Below are 16,911 nucleotides of genomic sequence, written 5' to 3'. Positions count from 1 at the left end.
AGAGCAGGATGAAATTCAGTGAACAATGGCTGCGCGGCTGGGTTAGCCCGCAGGTAAGTCGTGACGAGCTGGTAGCCCGTCTATCGATGGCCGGTCTTGAGGTCGACAGCGTAACGCCGGCCGCCGGTGATTTCAGTGGCGTGGTAGTGGGCGAGGTGTTGAGCACCGAGCAGCACCCGGATGCCGACAAGCTGCGCGTTTGCCAGGTCAGCAATGGTTCGGAGACCTTCCAGGTTGTCTGCGGCGCGCCGAACGTGCGCCCGGGCCTGAAGGTCCCGTTCGCCATGATCGGTGCCCAGTTGCCGGGCGACTTCAAGATCAAGAAGGCCAAGCTGCGTGGAGTGGAATCCAACGGCATGCTGTGCTCCCAGGCTGAGCTGCAAATCGGCGAGGGCAATGACGGCCTCATGGAGTTGCCGGCCGATGCGCCGGTGGGTGAGGACGTTCGCACCTACCTGAGCCTGGACGATGCCAGCATCGAGGTCGACCTGACCCCTAACCGCGGCGACTGCCTGTCCCTGGCCGGCATGGCCCGTGAAGTGGGTGCCTTGTACGCGGCCAAGGTGCTGCGTCCGGAAGTGCCGGCGATTCCTGCGGCGCATGACGAAGTGCGTCCAGTGGAAGTGCTGGCTCCGTCTGCCTGCCCACGTTACCTGGGGCGTGTCGTCCGCAATGTCGACCTGTCCAAGCCTACTCCGCTGTGGATGGTCGAGCGCTTGCGTCGCGCCGATGTGCGCAGTATCGATGCTGCAGTGGACATCACCAACTACGTGATGCTCGAACTGGGCCAGCCGCTGCATGCCTTCGATCTCGCCGAGATCAATGGCGGCATCCGTGTACGAATGGCTGAAGAGGGCGAGAAGCTGGTATTGCTCGACGGTCAGGAAGTGTCCCTGCGCAGCGATACCCTGGTGATTGCCGACCATACCCGAGCCCTGGCGATTGCCGGCGTGATGGGTGGGGAGCACAGTGGTGTCACTGCCAATACCCGTGACGTATTTCTGGAAAGTGCCTTCTTCGACCAGATCGCGGTTGCTGGCAAGGCGCGTTCCTATGGCCTGCATACCGATGCTTCCCATCGCTACGAGCGTGGTGTGGACTGGCAGCTTGCTCGCGAAGCCATGGAGCGGGCTACTGGCTTGCTGCTGGAAATCACGGGCGGCGACGCGGGGCCGATCATTGAAACGCTCAGCGAGCAGCATCTGCCATCCGTTGCGCCTGTCACCTTGCGCGCTGAACGCATCACTCAGATGCTGGGCATGGAAATCGACGGCCTTGAGGTAGAGCGTTTGCTCACCGCCCTGGGCCTGACTGTAACTGCCGATGGGGCAGGGCAGTGGCGTGTTGAGGTGCCGAGCCATCGCTTCGATATCAGTCTTGAGGTTGACCTGATCGAAGAGCTGGCACGTCTTTATGGTTACAACCGTCTTCCGGTTCGCTATCCGCAGGCTCGTCTGGCGCCTCAGGCCAAGGCCGAGGCCGAGGGTGACCTGCCTGCTCTGCGTCGTTTGCTGGTTGCTCGTGGCTATCAGGAAGCGATCACCTACAGCTTCATCGATCCGAAGCTGTTCGAACTGTTCAACCCAGGCGTCGAACCGCTGTTGCTGGCCAATCCGATCTCGGCCGACATGGCAGCCATGCGTTCCTCTCTGTGGCCGGGCCTGGTCAAGGCGCTTCAGCACAACCTGAATCGTCAGCAGGATCGTGTCCGCATGTTTGAAAGCGGCCTGCGTTTTGTTGGTCAGCTGGAAGGTCTGAAGCAGCAGCCGATGCTGGCAGGTGTTGTATGTGGCAGCCGCCTCCCTGAAGGCTGGGCGCAAGGTCGCGATGGCGTGGACTTCTTCGACGTCAAGGCGGATGTCGAGGCGGTACTGGGTTTTGCCGGTGCTCTTGATGCATTCACCTTTGTGCCGGGCAAGCATCCAGCGCTTCATCCTGGTCAGACGGCTCGCATCGAGCGTGACGGTCGTGAAGTCGGTTTCCTGGGGGCCATTCACCCAGAGCTGGCGAAGAATCTCGGCCTGGACCGCCCTGTCTATGTGTTTGAACTGGTCCTGAGTGAAGTGGCTCAAGGGCGTTTGCCGAAATTCCATGAGCTGTCGCGCTTCCCGGAAGTGCGTCGCGACCTGGCATTGCTGGCGGATCGTGACGTGGCGGCCAGCGCCGTTCTGGACGTAATCCGTGAAAATGCAGGTGAGTGGCTGACAGACCTCAGGCTGTTTGACGTCTATCAGGGTAAAGGCATTGATCCTCATAGAAAAAGCCTTGCCGTCGGCTTGACCTGGCAGCATCCATCGCGCACTCTTAACGACGATGAGGTGAACTCTACGACGCAAAATATCCTCACCTCGCTCGAACAAAGGTTGAACGCCACGTTAAGGAAGTGACGTATGGGGGCTCTGACGAAAGCTGAAATGGCCGAACGTCTCTACGAAGAGCTAGGCCTGAATAAACGCGAGGCCAAGGAATTGGTCGAGCTATTCTTTGAAGAAATCAGGCACGCTCTCGAAGATAACGAACAGGTCAAATTGTCCGGTTTCGGTAACTTCGACCTTCGGGATAAACGCCAGCGTCCTGGCCGCAACCCGAAAACGGGTGAAGAAATCCCGATCACGGCGCGCCGTGTGGTCACCTTTCGTCCAGGGCAGAAGTTGAAGGCCCGAGTTGAGGCTTATGCTGGAACCAAGTCATAACGACGAGCTCCCGGTCATTCCGGGCAAGCGCTACTTCACCATTGGTGAGGTCAGTGAGCTCTGTGCGGTCAAGCCGCATGTGCTGCGTTATTGGGAGCAGGAGTTTCCTCAACTCAACCCCGTCAAGCGCCGCGGAAATCGCCGGTATTACCAGCGCCAGGATGTGCTGATGATCCGGCAGATCCGCGCGTTGCTTTATGACCAGGGGTTCACCATCGGCGGGGCGCGTCTGCGTCTTTCCGGTGATGAGGCCAAAGACGATACGACCCAGTACAAGCAACTGATCCGTCAGATGATCTCTGAGCTGGAAGATGTGCTTGTGGTGCTGAAAAAGTAATTCTCTGTTTTAAATACTTCCACTTTTCAAAAGCTTGCGGTATATTCCTCAACGTTTCCTGAGAAGTGAAACAGGTTTCACGCCTAGTCGGGGCGTAGCGCAGTCCGGTAGCGCACTAGCATGGGGTGCTAGGGGTCGAGTGTTCGAATCACTCCGTCCCGACCATATTTTCTGATTTAAATCAGACACTTAAGCCGATCATCTAGATCGGCTTTTTTGTGCCTGCGCAAAACCCGCGCAATAATCGCGCAAAACTATTCGGTAATTTCGCTGATATTTAGGTCTGGAATTGCTTCTGACCATACGATCTCGGCGTGGTCTCGCTGGTAGTTTTTTGGTCATCGTCTCGCTGGAGTGCCCGGTGATCTTCTGACCATCCTTTCCGGCTTTCTGATACAGGTGCAGCGACAGCGCCCGCACTTCGTGGAAGCCCGGTATTTCCTCCTCTTTCCATCCCTTGTAGCAACCCGCCGCTTCCCGGGCTTCTTTGAAGGCTCGCGACAAATATCGCTCTTCGACTTGCGTCCAGTGGTCCTTCGTCTGTGCCTGTTTCTGCTTCTTGCGTTCAGGCCGGCGGAGGATCAAGTAAGGCGAGACGATGTCATCCCGGAACCGACTGATCACGGCCTGTAGTTCTTCGGTCACCTTGAACCGGATCCATGCCGCGTCGCTGGCCTTGGCCGTCTTCTGTTGCACCACATACAAATACCCTTCCTGAACACGATCGAATCGCATGCTCAAGATGTCCGTCCGGCGTTGTGCGGTAATCAGAGCAAGGTCGGTCGCGTTCTGTAGCCAGAGCGGCGACTTCTCCCGGATGGCTTTCAGACCTTCGACGGTGTGCCGCTTGCGATGTCACTGGCGAACTGCTCATCAAGAACTGGAATCCCTCAGGGCTTGGTCAGATCATTTCGCTTCGCACAACCCGTGGCCGGAATCCGTTACTATGCGAGCCTGTGGGAAGCACTCCTGCGAATGAGAATATTTACTTTAGGACGGGCTAATGTTCGCAACATTGAATGGATTCAAGCGCTTCGAGCGGTCGCTGTAGTGTTTGTTCTTTTTTCACATCTTTTCAGAGTTGAGGGGAAATATGCTGCAGAGACTATTCTGCCGAACGCTACCCTTATCGGCGTGTCCGGAGTGGATATTTTCTTCGTGATTAGTGGGTTCATCATGGTCTACGTAACAGACGGAAAGCGTGATGGACTATTGAGGGCAATCGAGTTCTTGTATCGTAGAGCTGTTCGGATTTACCCAATATATTGGGTGTATACTTCGCTGGTTTTAGTGTTATATATCGTTGCGCCAAGTATGGTTAATAGTGGTGCGCCTGCTGATATTTTGGCATCCTATGCGCTGTGGCCGACAGAAAATCCATTTCTCGTGGCAGTAGGGTGGACGCTTGCTCATGAGATGTATTTCTATATTATCTTCTGTCTACTATTTTTTATATCGGATAGATATCTGAGCTTATTCCTTGTGGCTTGGGCTGTAGTAATTTTCTTAGTTGGCGGACTTTATGATGGGGATTCACCGGTACTTAAGGTGGTATTAAGCCCGCTTACTATAGAGTTTATAGGTGGTGCTATGTTGGGGCAGTTGATTCTGCTTAGAAAACCATTAATGCCAATGTTGATTGCCATATCAGGCCTTGCTGCATCACTTATCGTCTTGATATTTGCTGGTGGGTGGTATCTTGAAGCCACAGGAACTACACCTAGCGGGTGGTGGAGGGTTTTGGTTTCTGGTGTTCCTGCCGTATTCATTGTGTTTTTTATGTGCAGTGCTGAGTTAGCCGGTCTTAAAATACCTAAGCTCCTCACTGTTGTTGGTGATTCATCGTATTCCATCTACCTTTCTCATGTGCTGGTTATGTCAGCGATGGGTCATGTGTGGTTTAAGATTCATGGTTATGTGGATATAAGTAGCGTGGTAGTTCTTCCGGTTATGGTGGTGGCCTGTATTGTGTACGGCTATTTAAGTTATCGGTTTATCGAGAAGCCAATCATTTCATCATCTAAGCTTGTGGGATTGAATAAGTTAGCGCGAGCTTGATATTAGCTGTATGTCATTTTTCTACGAAAGTTTTTTGTGAGCTATATAGCTTTCGTTGTTCCGGCGCTCAACCCCGGTTTCCGGGAAGGACGCCTTTTCGTTCTATCGAAAAATTGGCGTAGGGGATGTGATCGTTCGGCAGGACGCCGGAGGAGGGGATGCCTTGCGTGACTTTTGCGTGACTCTCTCACGCACTTGTAGACGTTCCTGTGCATTCGATTGCAGCGAGCGCAGAGGTTACAAGGCTTTTTCCGTGGCTCGCAGAGAGTACTGCGCGCATGGGGTGCTAGGGGTCGAATGTTCGAATCACTCCGTCCCGACCATATTCCTAAAAGAGATCAAGCACTTAGCGGCTTGATCTCTTTTTTCGTTTAGAGGCGGCGCAAACTGATCGCGCTGGCGGTAGTTGAATTTCGTGCCCCAGTGGTTTTCTCATCGTTCCGTTAAGCATTTAGATAGAGACGCAAACAGCTCTCTGTCACAGGTCGGTACCCCCTTTCTCCTCCCATTCCTATACCAGGCTGGCATTCATTGGATGTTCGGTGTGGTCATGGCTGTTGTAGTGGCCGTCATTTCACGCTGCACACCCAACGATGATTATTCCGGTATGGCGCACGAATGAAGGTCACATCCGTAAGCAGGATCATGCCTTTGTCCTGCAGGGCTTCAGTCAATTCAACAAGTGTCTCTGCTTCGATAGTCATTGCTGTTACCTCGTCAGATTTACTGTGTTCATAGTTGTGGACTGAATCCGCGCTCGTGGAATTCAATTTTCCTGCGCGGTTGATTGGGTTCCCAAGGGGTAGCTGTGACCGGGTTCCAATCTGGGGCTTGGTGCCCGGATTGATGAGCGGGTTCGGCCTGGCTTGCTAGGTTATCGGCTCGATGGGGGGGAGGGCGCACGGGTGGCAACTACTCCTGCCACGTCCATGACTTGGCACTTGTTACGGCTCGATCACGCAGACTAGTGGAGGGTGGCAATGCGCCGGTTTTCGCCAATCCTGATTCGGTCCAGCGCTCGGTTGAGTGCGTCCAGGGCATTGAGCAAGGCTTGTGCCTCGGTTTCCCGACCCTGACCCCAGAGGCGCTCGGCCATCTTGTTCAAGGCCTGGATGGAGCGCTCGATATCGGCGGCAGTGACTGCCTTGGCATCCTCCGGCTCTTTTCTAGGCATGGGCTGAGGCCTCGATTGTGGTTTGCTGGCGAACTGGATGACGGGTTTGCCAGTGTTCGATGGAGGGCTGTTTCCGGTTCGGTCTGGCGAGATTCATGGAAGGCCTGTCACTGACGACATTTCAAGGCCGCGGCTTGTATGTCGGAGGCGCTACCGACGTTGACGACGCTCATGCTGTCGGCGCCAAGTTCGGCTGCTTTATTGAAGGCCATATTCAGCGCGTCCCCATTGGAGGAGCCCTTCACGGTAAATGCCGTCAGAACCTTGCAGGCCTGTGCCGAGGAGGCCGTCACCAGATCGACCTGCCTTCCTGCTTCCGTCAGTTGTGTGGTGCAAGCCGAGACCGAAGCCGCAGCGACGACAAGCAAGACAAGGCCACGCAGATTACGCATCACTGAACACTCCTGTCGACGAGGTTGCCGCCCTATCCCGGCCAGCCAGCCCCGGGCAATCATCGCGAGTACATCGCCCACCAGAACACATGGCCCAGGATCGAGATCTGCTGTTCCTGGATTTCGGCGAAGCTATAGTCTTCGTCCGGATGTTCATCCCGGTTGAAGCTGCGCAGGCGCAGCCCGATCGGCAAACGGTAAACCTGCTTCACGCGCAACTGGCCATTGTGGTTGAGTGCATACATCTCCCCGTCGACTACATCCTTCAGGGCATTCCTGCCGACGTTCACGCCAACGGTTGCGCCGTCGCGCAGCACCGGGACCATGCTGTTGCCGCTGACCGACACGCACTTGGCGTTGTTGAACTGCACGCCGTTCTGACGCAGATCTTTCTTGAAGAAGCGCAGCCGGGCGGTATCGCTTTCTTCGATGACAAACCGGCCCGAGCCTGCAGCCAGCTCCACCTCGTGAAGAAAGGGGACGTAGACCTCGTTGTCATCGAGCGGGGTCGCATCGTCCCAGGTCTCGATATCGTCCAAATGCACGCTTGGCTGGGTGCGTGCCGATGCGGTATCCGCCGCCTTGAGCATTTCTCCAACGCCTTCAGCGAGCCACATGGAGGAAACGCCGCATACCGAGGCAATCTGGGCGACAAAGGCCGTGGCCTTCGATTTGCCACGTTCCAGGTCGGAGATTGAGGTTTGGGTCAGGCCGGCACGTTCAGCGAGCTCTGTTTGATTGAGCTGGGCGTGGCGACGAGCTGTTTTGAGTCGATCTTTAAATTCCATCCGCCCAGTATTACGGGGCTTCCCATAAGCTTGCAAATGGGTATTCCTATATCGTACTATATGGGTGTTCCCGTAAGGGCGTCAGGCAGATAATCAAATGGATTTGCAGATGTTAAAAGAATGCAGATGTGGAAGTTGCAATCGACTTCTCGCTCGAGTGGGCGAGTTTACTGAGCTCCAGATCAAATGTTCCCGCTGTGGAACCTTGAATCATGTAAAGGCCGCGAGTCTCGAGCTATCGCCAGGAGCGGCCAGGTGTGACAGCGGCGTCGGTCATTGAGCCTGTGATGCAACGGCTCGTCCGGGACAGAGGCCCGAACTCCTGTGGCATGACGGTTCCAGGCCGCGCGTAGCGCTGTCGCAGTCATTATTGGAATGGGTGGAGCTCTCACGCCGTGGCGGTCATAACTGCGCGTTGAAGCTATCGCCCCCTTCGTGAAAGCCAAGAGCTTCGATTTCCTCGCCTTTGAGCGACATGCAGGCGGAATCCTCCGCATCCATCATTCGACTCAATAGGTAACAACATGGCTTGGATTCGATACGACTTTACCGATAACGGCTCTTCTGTGCTGCCGGCTCGCTACTACATGGCGCCGAACCAGTATCTTCAATCCCCCAACAAGCGCTTCAAGCTGCTCTTCCAGCCCGATGGCAACCTGGCACTGTATGACGGCGCCCAGTTGGCATGGGTGGCTGACCAGAACACGCCGTTCACCAACGTGAGCAAGGGCAACAAGAAAGATCCGATGATGGTCTTCATGAACTACGGCTTTGTCCTGGATGACCCGCTGCGCGGCCGTATCTGGTCGACCACTCCGAGTGACCCCACCATGGGGTCGCGCGAAGATGCCTCGCTGCGTGCGTTCACCCAGCTTCAGGACGACGGGAACATCGTTACTGTCGACACCATCCCGCACTGGTATGCGCCCAATGGTCGTGTATTCACCCCGGCGGTGGGTACGGCAATGATCATCAGCGGTCCGGCCGAGCTGGTACCGGGCCAGTTCTACAGCGCTGGCGATCACGCTCTGGTCTTCCAGGGCGATGGCAACCTGGTGGTGTACGGGCCGAACTGGAGCGTGGTCTGGGCGACCTATACCCAGAACAAAGGTGGTGTGCGCTGCGTCATGCAGGCAGACGGCAACCTGGTGATCTACGCCGCGAACAATGCGGTCGTCTGGCAGAGCGGCACGGCTGGTCACCCCGGCGCAACCATCCGCCTGCAGGCCAACGGCAGTTTCACGATAGTGACCGAGCGGCCGATCTGGGCCCGCTTCGGCTATACCCCGACCATCAAGCCGCCGCGGGTGTTCTACCCCGACCACAAATGGAAAACCGGTAGCTACACCTGGGACAACGTGTTCTAACGGCCTGCAAGAGGCCCCGCGACGATGCGGGGCTTCTACAGGCTTCACTCAAGGGCCCGGCAGGCTTGTTCTGCCGGGCTCGGCCCATTGGTGGCGCGGATTGAACGGGGTCACGAACGGGCAAGCGACAGCTGGCTTTCAAAGGCCGGGCGCTCAACCTTGAAAAACAGATTCTCCTGGGTTCCGCCATTCACCTGCTTCAGGACGGTGTGCGACAACTGCCCGCCGATTTTCTCCATGGCTCGCTGTGAGCGGATATTCGAACCCGCAACATGGAACCAGACGGTGTCGACCCACTGAAAGGCGTGCCCGAGCATCAGGTACTTGAGTTCCTTGTTGGCACGGCCTCCCCATTTTTCGCGCGCCAGAAAGGTGTAGCCGATGGCAACTTCACGCTGGTCCTCGTTGAACTCGTAGTAGCGGGAGCTGCCTGCAACCTTGCCGCTGTCGCGGTCGATCACGATCAGGGTGCTCTTGGCCGCCAGTGCGTCGTCGAACCATTGGCGAAATTCCGGCTCCTGATAGCGGGTCGAGCTTTGGTGCTGAGCCCAGATCAAGGGATCGCAGGCGACGCCATACAGCGCCGCGAAGTCCACGGCCTCAAGTGGGCGCAGTTCAAGTGACTCACCAACGAGCAGGGGCGAGAGGGGCAGCGATTGCATCAGTGGTCTCCAAAGGGCGAATGCATCTGTTTCGTTGCGCGAGGCTTGCTGGATGAGCAATATGCTCCGGTTGCATCACGGCTACGCGGGAGCCGGAACCTTAACAAGGCTCTGGCAGGCCTGAATAGCGCGGCACGGCTGCTGTTGGCCGCGAGCATCCCTGATCGGCCTGTGGCGCACACCTGGTCAACTCCGCGCAATACTCAACAAGCGCGCAAGCGCTCTGAGCACATCAATGGATGGCAACGCGACGATGAAATACCCCATTAGCCTGTTGGCATGCACGCTCTTACTGGCCTCGCCCGCGTGGGCGCAGGGCAAGCGGGTGATTCCGGGTAGCGAGCAGGTCGAGGCGGGTTATCTCTCGTCGCAATTGTTGCTGAAGCCCTGTACGGACGTGACGACGCTGGGCTTCAGCGCGGACGACAGCGCCCTGCACGATGCCGCCGCCGCGCGCCAGGCCTTGCCTGCGGGAACCTGCAACGACGCAGCGCTGGTGGAGAAACTGTTCAAGGCGCGCTTTGTGCAGTACGGCTCGATCACGCAGGTGTTCACCCCGTGGCAATTGGCACGGCAGGTCGATAGGCAGAACCGCGCCATCAGCCGTTGCCCGGATACCCGATGCCTGGGCCGCGAGCTGGATGCAGTGATTGCCGCGCTGGCGCCGGTGTATCTCGGCGCCCGCCGGGCCTGGCCCAGGGGCAAGGGGCTGTGCGCCAGCGAGCCGGTGGACAGCCCGGCGAACCAGGCCCTGGCGGTTCTGAGGGCCGACACCCGTCAGCAGATCAATGCGCAATGCGCGCAGGAGGGGGTGATTGCCACAACCTGCCGCGGCCCCCATGGCCAATTGCTGTTCTTGAGCTGTGGCATGAGCGGCAATCAGGTCAACTCAAGCCAATGGCTTTATCGTGCCGGCAAGGCACACGCCGAGCCGCTGTTCGCCGTCGAGGATGGCCCCCTGGGCGTACTGGCGACTTCCTGCAACGGCATGCCCGACCTGATGACCAGTGCACGGGTCAGTGCCGGAGAGCACAACGACACCTTCTACCGGTACGACGGCAAGGCCTATCAGCAGGTGTATTCCTACATCAGCACCTTTGTCGGTATCGATGCCAACGGCAATGACCTGGCCATCGCCCAGGCCGGAGCACTGGCCAAGGTCGCGTGCCGCTAGGGGCGCGCATTGCTCACAGCGCGCGGCAAAGATCAAGATTGACCTCCCTGGCCGACGCCCAGAAGATGCGGCCCTTCGTATCCAGTCTCGGGAGAGGGCATGCAGGCTCATGACGCTTACTTCACTATCGACGCCGTGGCGCTGCAGGACCGCTCCCTGGCCGAGCTGGCCGAGCTGGCCGCCGGGCAGCCGCTGCCGCTGCGCTGCGCAGGGCTGGACCTGAGTGGCCAGGACCTGTCCCGCATCAGCCTGCCCGGGGCCTGGTTCGAACGCTGCCTGCTGACCGGCGCCGATCTCACCGCGGCCAACCTGATCAATACCCGCTGGACCAGCTGCCGCGGCGGCCAGGCCAACCTGCGTTCTGCAGTGCTTACCGATGCCCGTTTCGAACGCTGTGACCTGAACAACACGCAATGGCAGCGCAGCAAGGTGGCCCATGCAAGCTTCGATGGCTGCAAGCTCACCGGCGCCCACTTCGGCGACGTGTCGGCCCTGGGCCTGAGCTTTTCCGACTGCCTGCTCAACAGCGCCATGCTCTCGGGCATCTCGTTCTACAAGTCGCAGTTGCACAACATCGATTTCAGCGAAGCCGACCTGACCTACTGCGACTTTCGCAAGGCGGTGTTTGTCGACGGCGGCAGCCTGTCCATGGCCCGGGTCAACAATGCCCGCTTCGATGACGCCGACCTGCGCGAAGCCAGCCTGCATGGGCTGCGCCTGGTGGATGCCAAGCTGTTCAAGGGGGCGATCATTTCCCGCGGCCAGGCCGGCATGCTCCTGGCCGGGCTGGGCCTGACCGTGCTCTGACTAGAGCCCGGCCGCTGCAGGTTGGGCCTGCAGCAATTCGTCGAGCACCCCCATGAACGCTTCCACCAACTGGCTGCGGCCCTGCTTGCGGGTCAGTACCAGCAACTGGGCGGTGGCGCTGGGGTCGGCGAGGGGGCGGTAAGTCACGCCTTTTTTCGCCAGGGTCTGGGTGCAGCGGGGCACCAGGGCAATGCCCTGGCCGGCGGCGACCAGGGCGATGATCGAGGTGATCTGCCGGCCGCTGGGGCCCGGGCGCAATGGCAGGCCGTTGCGTCGGTAGAGTTGTTCGATGGCTTCGTTGAGCCCCGAGCCGTAGTCGGCGGGAAACAGGATCAGCGGATGCTCGCTAAGCTCGGCCAGAGTCACTTGCGCCTGCGCGGCCAGGGGGCTGTCGCTGGAGATCGCCGCCACCAGCGGTTCGTCCCCCAGGGACAGGGACTGGATATCGCTCTGCTCGCTCGGCGGTTGCATGCGGCTCATGCCGATGTCGATGCGCCCGTCGACAATCTGCGACCACTGGCTGACCGAAGCACCTTCCACCAGGGTCAATTGCACGTCCGGGAAGCGCTGGGCGAAGGCCTGGATCGCCTGGCTGAACAGGTCCGAGAGGGCGATGGAACTGGCGTAGCCCAGGGCCAGTTGCCCGGCGCAACCTGCAGCCAGCTTGCCGGCCATGACCTGGGCCAGGTCCACCTGTTCCAGCACGGCCCGGGCGTACGGCAGGAAATGCCGGCCCTGGGCAGTGAGGGTCACGGTGCGGCTGGTGCGGTCGAACAGGCGAAACCCCAGTTCGGTTTCCAGGGCCGAAATCTGCCGGGTCAGCGGCGGTTGCGCCAGGTGCAGGCGCAGGGCGGCGCGACCAAAATGCAGCTCTTCGGCGACCGTCAGAAAATAACGCAACTTGCGTAGATCGAGCATCCTGTTCCCTGGGTATTGATCGGTCGAAATTCGGTATTGGTCTTGGCTTGGCGACGTATTTTATAAAGGCCTTTGGTCATAAAACGAGAGGTTTCATGAATTCGCGTCAGCATTGTGCGCGCATCGCCCTGTTTCTGTGTGGTTGTGCGGCATTTCTCAACCTGTATGCGACCCAGGGCATTCTCCAGGAATTTGCCCAGAGCTTTCAGGTGAGCATCCGGGAAGCCGGCTGGAGCATCACCGTCACCACCCTGGCGGTGGCCTTCACTGCGCCCTTTGTCAGCCGCTTTACCGGGCGTTTCGATCAGCGCCGGGTGATTGTGGTGGCCGCGCTGTTGCTGGCGGTGCCGGCGGGGCTGGCGGCCTGTGCCGGCAGTTTTACCCAGCTGCTGGTCTGGCGCCTGGTGGAGGGCATGCTGATCCCGGTGGTGTTCGCCACCAGCGTGGCCTACATCGGCGACCGCTGGAGCGGCGGCACCGTGACCGAAGTCACCAGCCTGTATGTCGCCGGCACCGTGCTGGGCGGCTTTGCCGGGCGTTTTGTCACCGGTTTCATGACCGAATACGTGGGCTGGCGCGAAGCCTTTGCCTTGCTCGCGGGCCTGAGCCTGCTGATCGGCGTGGCCATTCATTTGCTGCTGCCGACCAACCCGCCCCTGACCGCGCCCCGGGCATCCGGCGGCCTCGGTGCCCTGCGCGAGCTGTGCCGGCGGCCCTTGCTGGCGGCCTACGGCGTGGGCTTCTGCGTGCTGTTCTCGCAAGTGGCCACCTTTACCTACGCCGGGCTCTACCTGAGCCAGGCGCCGTTCGACCTGGGGGCCGCAGCCCTGGGCGCGATCTACAGCGTGTTCCTGCTGGCCCTGGTGGTGATCCCCATCGCCGGGCGCCTGAGCAAGTCGCGGCCCCAGGCCGAGCTGCTGGTGGCCGCGGCGTTGCTCGGGGTCTGCGGTTCGGCCCTGACCCTGCTGCCGTCGCTGTGGCTGATCGTGCTGGGCCTGGCCCTGAGTTCCACCGGAGTGTTCCTGGCCCAGGCCGCCGCCAACTCCTTTACCACCGCCACCGCCCGCCACAACAAGGCCGGCGCCGTGGGCCTGTACCTGACCTGCTACTACCTGGGCGGCAGCTTTGGCGCCGTGGTCCCGGCCCTGCTCTGGAGCCACTGGGGCTGGCAGGGCTGCGTGGCGCTGATTGTGCTGTTCCAACTGCTGTCGCTGCTGATTGCCTGGGGCGGCTGGAAGCCCCTCGAACCCCAAACCCCGGTCGCGGCTCGCGAACCGTCCAACCCGATAGATTCATCATCCAACAAGGAATACGTGAGGTGACCATGAATAACGTACTGACCCGGCAGAGCCAGTTGCTGAAGATTGTCGAACCTGTGTTGAACGACATGCCGGCCAGTGTCTTGAAGCATGCGCTGTTCGAGGCGTTCTGGAGCGAAGAGGGCGCCCTGGTGGACATCGAGCATGCCTTCGAGAAGCTCACCTCCCGTCGCCACGAGCCGGCGGTGCTGCGCAAGTTCTTCGCCAGCTGGTCGAAGACCAACAACTCCGCCACCAGTGTGTCCGGGCTGGCCAACCGCATCACCTTGCTGGCCCGCTCCGGGCAGGGCTCGGAAGCCGCCGACGGCCTGTACCGGGCCTGCGGCAGCCTGCAGCGGATCACCGATGAAGACCTGGGCGCCCTGGGCAATACCCTGCATTCGGACCTGTTCTACAACATGGCCACGCCGATCTGCGGCGATGACCAGTGGCTGCTCAAGGAAAACTGCCTGCCCTCGGCCCAGGGCTTCAAGGACTGGACGGATTTTCGCCGCCTGCGTGACCGCGACCTGCTGCAGGGCCTGCTGACCACCCTGATCCACGAGGTCTACACCCACGGTGAAGTGGAGTTTATCCACCCGCTGTACAAGCAGTGGTTCGTCCGCGACATGGGGGTGCCGGCAGAGAAGGCGCGCACCACCGTGGCCTGGGTCACGGTGCACACCGGCGGCACCGAGAGCAATCACTTCGCCCATGCGGTGGCGGCGGTCAACGAGTTCGTCGATGCCATGCAGGTGCGGGTCGACCCGCAGGCCGCGCGGGAAATCTTCGCCGAATACCTGCAGCGCAAGGCTCGGGTAATGCGCGACTGTGCCCAGCTGTTGCGTTGATGGCTCCGGCCCGGCCCCGGCAACGGGGCTTGTGGCTGACCCAGGCTCGCCTATCCTGTTGCTGATTGACCCTTCCTTTTCATTTTGCAGCCTGTCTCGACAATGAATGACCTGAAACATCACGCCTCCCCGGAGGCATTGCCGGCGTCCGATGTGTCGGTGCGCCGCCGTTCCCTGGTGGCCGGTTGCGGCGCCCACGCGGTGCATGACGGCCTGACTGACGTGATCTATGTACTGCTGCCGATCTGGCAGGCGCAGTTCGCCATGAGCTACGCCCAGATCGGCCTGCTGCGCGGCGCCTATTCCGGGATGATGGCCGGCTTCCAGTTGCTGGCCAGCCGTGGAGCCAAGCGCTGGGGGCGCGAGCGCCTGCTGGTGGGTGGCACTGCCCTGGCCGGGCTGGCCTACCTGCTGGCGGGGCAGGCCGGGGGGCTGGGGGTGCTGCTTCTGGCGCTGCTGCTGGGCGGCCTGGGGGCCAGTACCCAGCACCCGCTGGCGTCCTCGATCATCACCGACACCCACGAGGCTGGCGGCGGGGTCAAGGAAGCGCTGTCCCAGTACAACTTCGCCGGGGACATCGGCAAGACCCTGATTCCCGGGTTGGTGGGGCTGCTGCTGACCGTGATCAGCTGGCGTGCCAGCGTGACCCTGATCGGCCTCCTGGGGCTGGCCGCTGCGCTGGCGCTGTGGTGGCTGATCCCGTCCCGGGCGGCGACCCTGGCCATGCAGGAAAAGGCGCCGAAGACGGTCAAGGGCCAGGGCTCGGTCGGCGGCCTGCGGGCACTGATCCTCACCGGCACCCTGGACAGTGCGGTACGCATGGGTTTCCTGACCTTTCTGCCGTTCCTGCTCAAGGCCAAGGGCGCCGGCACCGCCGGTATCGGCCTGGCCCTGACCCTGCTGTTCGTCGGTGGCGCTTTCGGCAAGCTGCTGTGCGGTTACCTCGGGGCGCGCATCGGCATGATGAAGACCGTGTGGATCACCGAGTTCACCACCGCCAGCCTGATCGTGCTGGCGGTGTTCCTGCCCTATGTGGGGTTGATGGTGATGTTGCCGCTGCTGGGGCTGGCGCTGAACGGCACCTCGTCGGTGCTCTATGGCGCGGTGCCGGACCTGGCGGGGGCGGGCAAGCGCGAGCAGGCGTTCTCGCTGTTCTACACCGGCACCATCGGCGGCGGGGCGCTGGCGCCGGTGCTGTTCGGCAGCCTCGGCGACGTCACCGGGATTCCCCTGGCGGTGATGGCCCTGGCCGCGACCCTGCTGCTGACCCTGCCGCTGTCCTGGTACGTGCAGCGTGGCCTGGACGCCGACGCCCGGTCCTTACCCAGCCCCGGCTGAGGTCCCGCCAATGCCCTGAAAGCGCAGGCCCGGAGCGGGATTGTCCGGGCCTGCTGCTTGCTGGTGGAGCGCTAGCCGCGCAGGCGCCATTCGGGCCCCGCGGCAGGGGCCGGCAGCGGCGCTGCCAGGGTCCTGGCCAGTTCGACGAAGCGCTCCAGGCAGCGCGACCCCAGGGGCGTGCGCCAACTGACCGTCTGTTCCAGCACATAGGGCTCGGCCAGCGGCACATAGACCACCCCGGGACGCTGCAGGGTCGCGGTGTAGTCGGGCACCACGGCCACCCCGCGCTCCGCCGCCACCAGGGACACCAGGGTGGTCATCTGTGACGCCGTGGGCCCCAGGCGCGGGATGATCCCGCTGTGGGCGCAGAGGTCCTCCAGGGCGGTGTTCAGGGCCGATCCGTAGGCGCTCGGAAAGGTCACGAAGGATTCCCCCGCCAGTTCGCAAAACCCCAGGCTGCTCCTGCCGGCGAAAGCGCTGCGCGACGGCACCGCCACCACCAGGGAATCGCGCGAACTCACCAGCGACTGCAAACCGTGGGCCGGCAAGTTGGGCGCCCCCCAGCCAAAGCCGATATCCAGGCTGCCATCGATCAACTGCTGGCGCTGGCTGGCGGTGGACACCTCGCGAAACGCCAGCTCCACCTCCGGCAGGCTGCGGCTGGTGTTGCGGATCATCTCGGAGAAAGCGTTGGACAGGGGAATCGAGCTGGCATAGCCGATGACGATACGGCCGATGGCGCCATGGGCGATCTTGCGCGCGGTGGCCTCGGCCTCGCCGACGGCACTGATCACCCCCCGGGCCTGCTGCAGGAACAGTTCGCCCTCCGGGGTCAGGCACACGGTGCGGGTCGAGCGTTCGAACAGGCGGATGCCCAGGCGCGCCTCCAGGGCGGCGATATGCCGGGTCAGCGGCGGTTGGGCGATCCGCAGGCGCAGGGCGGCGCGGCCGAAGTGCAATTCATCGGCAACGGTGACGAAATAACGCAGACGACGGAGCTCTAGCATTTCTTGTTTTTCCAGTATCAATCACGACGCAAACAGTATTGGCCGCT

The 16,911-nt window shown here is 60.7% G+C and carries 18 protein-coding genes, 1 tRNA gene and 1 pseudogene; 12 read left to right on the top strand and 8 right to left on the bottom strand.

The window, feature by feature from the left end; translation table 11 throughout:
- Nucleotides 1-8 precede the first annotated feature (8 nt).
- The 4 genes from pheT to BLS75_RS18385 all read left to right on the top strand — a co-directional run bounded on the left by pheT (nt 9) and on the right by BLS75_RS18385 (nt 3,195).
- Nucleotides 9-2,387: a phenylalanine--tRNA ligase subunit beta gene (pheT, locus tag BLS75_RS18400; protein WP_072451515.1), complete on the top strand. Its 2,379-nt coding sequence runs from the start codon at nt 9-11 to the stop codon at nt 2,385-2,387.
- Nucleotides 2,388-2,390: 3 nt separating this feature from the next.
- Nucleotides 2,391-2,693: an integration host factor subunit alpha gene (gene ihfA / locus BLS75_RS18395; protein ID WP_002553164.1), complete on the top strand. Its 303-nt coding sequence runs from the start codon at nt 2,391-2,393 to the stop codon at nt 2,691-2,693.
- Nucleotides 2,674-3,030, top strand: coding sequence for a MerR family transcriptional regulator (locus BLS75_RS18390; protein WP_007920509.1), 357 nt, complete (start codon nt 2,674-2,676; stop codon nt 3,028-3,030). The genes ihfA and BLS75_RS18390 overlap by 20 nt, the downstream gene beginning before the upstream one ends.
- An 88-nt stretch (nt 3,031-3,118) precedes the next feature.
- Nucleotides 3,119-3,195 (top strand) — tRNA-Pro (locus BLS75_RS18385).
- 89 nt (nt 3,196-3,284) lie between these two features.
- On the opposite strand, the pseudogene BLS75_RS18380 reads toward BLS75_RS18385, so the two are convergent.
- Nucleotides 3,285-3,882: pseudogene (locus tag BLS75_RS18380) on the bottom strand (tyrosine-type recombinase/integrase); the annotation flags it as partial.
- Between the two features lie 123 nt (nt 3,883-4,005).
- Between BLS75_RS18380 and BLS75_RS18375 the strand changes: the two are divergent.
- Entirely contained in the window at nt 4,006-5,088 is a 1,083-nt protein-coding gene (locus BLS75_RS18375) for an acyltransferase family protein (protein WP_176876760.1), read from the top strand.
- Between the two features lie 569 nt (nt 5,089-5,657).
- On the opposite strand, the gene BLS75_RS32750 is transcribed toward BLS75_RS18375, so the two are convergent.
- The 4 genes from BLS75_RS32750 to BLS75_RS18360 all read right to left on the bottom strand — a co-directional run bounded on the left by BLS75_RS32750 (nt 5,658) and on the right by BLS75_RS18360 (nt 7,442).
- Entirely contained in the window at nt 5,658-5,792 is a 135-nt protein-coding gene (locus tag BLS75_RS32750; protein ID WP_258028848.1) for a hypothetical protein, read from the bottom strand.
- Nucleotides 5,793-6,052: 260 nt separating this feature from the next.
- Nucleotides 6,053-6,262, bottom strand: a complete 210-nt coding sequence (locus BLS75_RS18370) for a hypothetical protein (RefSeq protein ID WP_011060426.1) — start codon at nt 6,260-6,262, stop codon at nt 6,053-6,055.
- 107 nt (nt 6,263-6,369) lie between these two features.
- Nucleotides 6,370-6,654, bottom strand: coding sequence for a DUF4156 domain-containing protein (locus BLS75_RS18365; RefSeq protein ID WP_019094684.1), 285 nt, complete (start codon nt 6,652-6,654; stop codon nt 6,370-6,372).
- Nucleotides 6,655-6,713: 59 nt separating this feature from the next.
- Complete coding sequence (locus tag BLS75_RS18360; RefSeq protein ID WP_072451513.1) at nt 6,714-7,442, bottom strand: XRE family transcriptional regulator; 729 nt, start codon at nt 7,440-7,442, stop codon at nt 6,714-6,716.
- 109 nt (nt 7,443-7,551) lie between these two features.
- Here BLS75_RS18360 and BLS75_RS18355 point away from each other — a divergent pair, with 109 nt between their 5' ends.
- Nucleotides 7,552-7,722, top strand: coding sequence for a Com family DNA-binding transcriptional regulator (locus BLS75_RS18355; RefSeq protein ID WP_072444854.1), 171 nt, complete (start codon nt 7,552-7,554; stop codon nt 7,720-7,722).
- A 244-nt stretch (nt 7,723-7,966) separates the two neighbouring features.
- On the top strand, nt 7,967-8,809 hold the full coding sequence (locus BLS75_RS18350; RefSeq protein ID WP_047285119.1) for a putidacin L1 family lectin-like bacteriocin: 843 nt from the start codon (nt 7,967-7,969) through the stop codon (nt 8,807-8,809).
- A 110-nt stretch (nt 8,810-8,919) separates the two neighbouring features.
- Here the strand turns inward: BLS75_RS18350 and BLS75_RS18345 are convergent, their stop codons facing one another.
- Nucleotides 8,920-9,471, bottom strand: coding sequence for a GNAT family N-acetyltransferase (locus BLS75_RS18345; protein ID WP_072451512.1), 552 nt, complete (start codon nt 9,469-9,471; stop codon nt 8,920-8,922).
- Nucleotides 9,472-9,724: 253 nt separating this feature from the next.
- Between BLS75_RS18345 and BLS75_RS18340 the strand changes: the two genes are divergently transcribed.
- A complete protein-coding gene (locus BLS75_RS18340) occupies nt 9,725-10,645 on the top strand; it encodes a hypothetical protein (protein ID WP_239690679.1) in 921 nt (306 codons plus the stop codon).
- Between the two features lie 99 nt (nt 10,646-10,744).
- Nucleotides 10,745-11,452 (top strand): pentapeptide repeat-containing protein, encoded by a 708-nt coding sequence (locus tag BLS75_RS18335; RefSeq protein ID WP_072451510.1) that lies wholly within the window; start codon nt 10,745-10,747, stop codon nt 11,450-11,452.
- Here the strand turns inward: BLS75_RS18335 and BLS75_RS18330 are convergent, their stop codons facing one another.
- Nucleotides 11,453-12,370 (bottom strand): LysR family transcriptional regulator, encoded by a 918-nt coding sequence (locus BLS75_RS18330; RefSeq protein ID WP_011060434.1) that lies wholly within the window; start codon nt 12,368-12,370, stop codon nt 11,453-11,455.
- Nucleotides 12,371-12,465: 95 nt separating this feature from the next.
- On the opposite strand from BLS75_RS18330, the gene BLS75_RS18325 reads away from it, so the two are divergent.
- From BLS75_RS18325 to BLS75_RS18315, 3 genes are all read left to right on the top strand, one after another.
- Complete coding sequence (locus BLS75_RS18325) at nt 12,466-13,692, top strand: MFS transporter (protein WP_072451509.1); 1,227 nt, start codon at nt 12,466-12,468, stop codon at nt 13,690-13,692.
- A 2-nt stretch (nt 13,693-13,694) separates the two neighbouring features.
- Nucleotides 13,695-14,519 carry a hypothetical protein gene (locus BLS75_RS18320; RefSeq protein WP_011060436.1) on the top strand — a complete coding sequence of 275 codons (825 nt, stop codon included), beginning with the start codon at nt 13,695-13,697 and terminating at the stop codon, nt 14,517-14,519.
- Between the two features lie 102 nt (nt 14,520-14,621).
- Nucleotides 14,622-15,857: an MFS transporter gene (locus BLS75_RS18315; protein ID WP_011060437.1), complete on the top strand. Its 1,236-nt coding sequence runs from the start codon at nt 14,622-14,624 to the stop codon at nt 15,855-15,857.
- 71 nt (nt 15,858-15,928) lie between these two features.
- Here the strand turns inward: BLS75_RS18315 and BLS75_RS18310 are convergent, their stop codons facing one another.
- Nucleotides 15,929-16,864: a LysR substrate-binding domain-containing protein gene (locus tag BLS75_RS18310; RefSeq protein WP_011060438.1), complete on the bottom strand. Its 936-nt coding sequence runs from the start codon at nt 16,862-16,864 to the stop codon at nt 15,929-15,931.
- Nucleotides 16,865-16,911 lie beyond the last annotated feature (47 nt).

This window comes from Pseudomonas sp. NFPP12 (assembly GCF_900103205.1).
GTDB classification, from domain to species: Bacteria; Pseudomonadota; Gammaproteobacteria; order Pseudomonadales; family Pseudomonadaceae; genus Aquipseudomonas; species Aquipseudomonas protegens.
The sequence above is the reverse complement of the archived record's forward strand: the minus strand, read 5'-3'. Positions and strand labels throughout refer to the sequence as shown.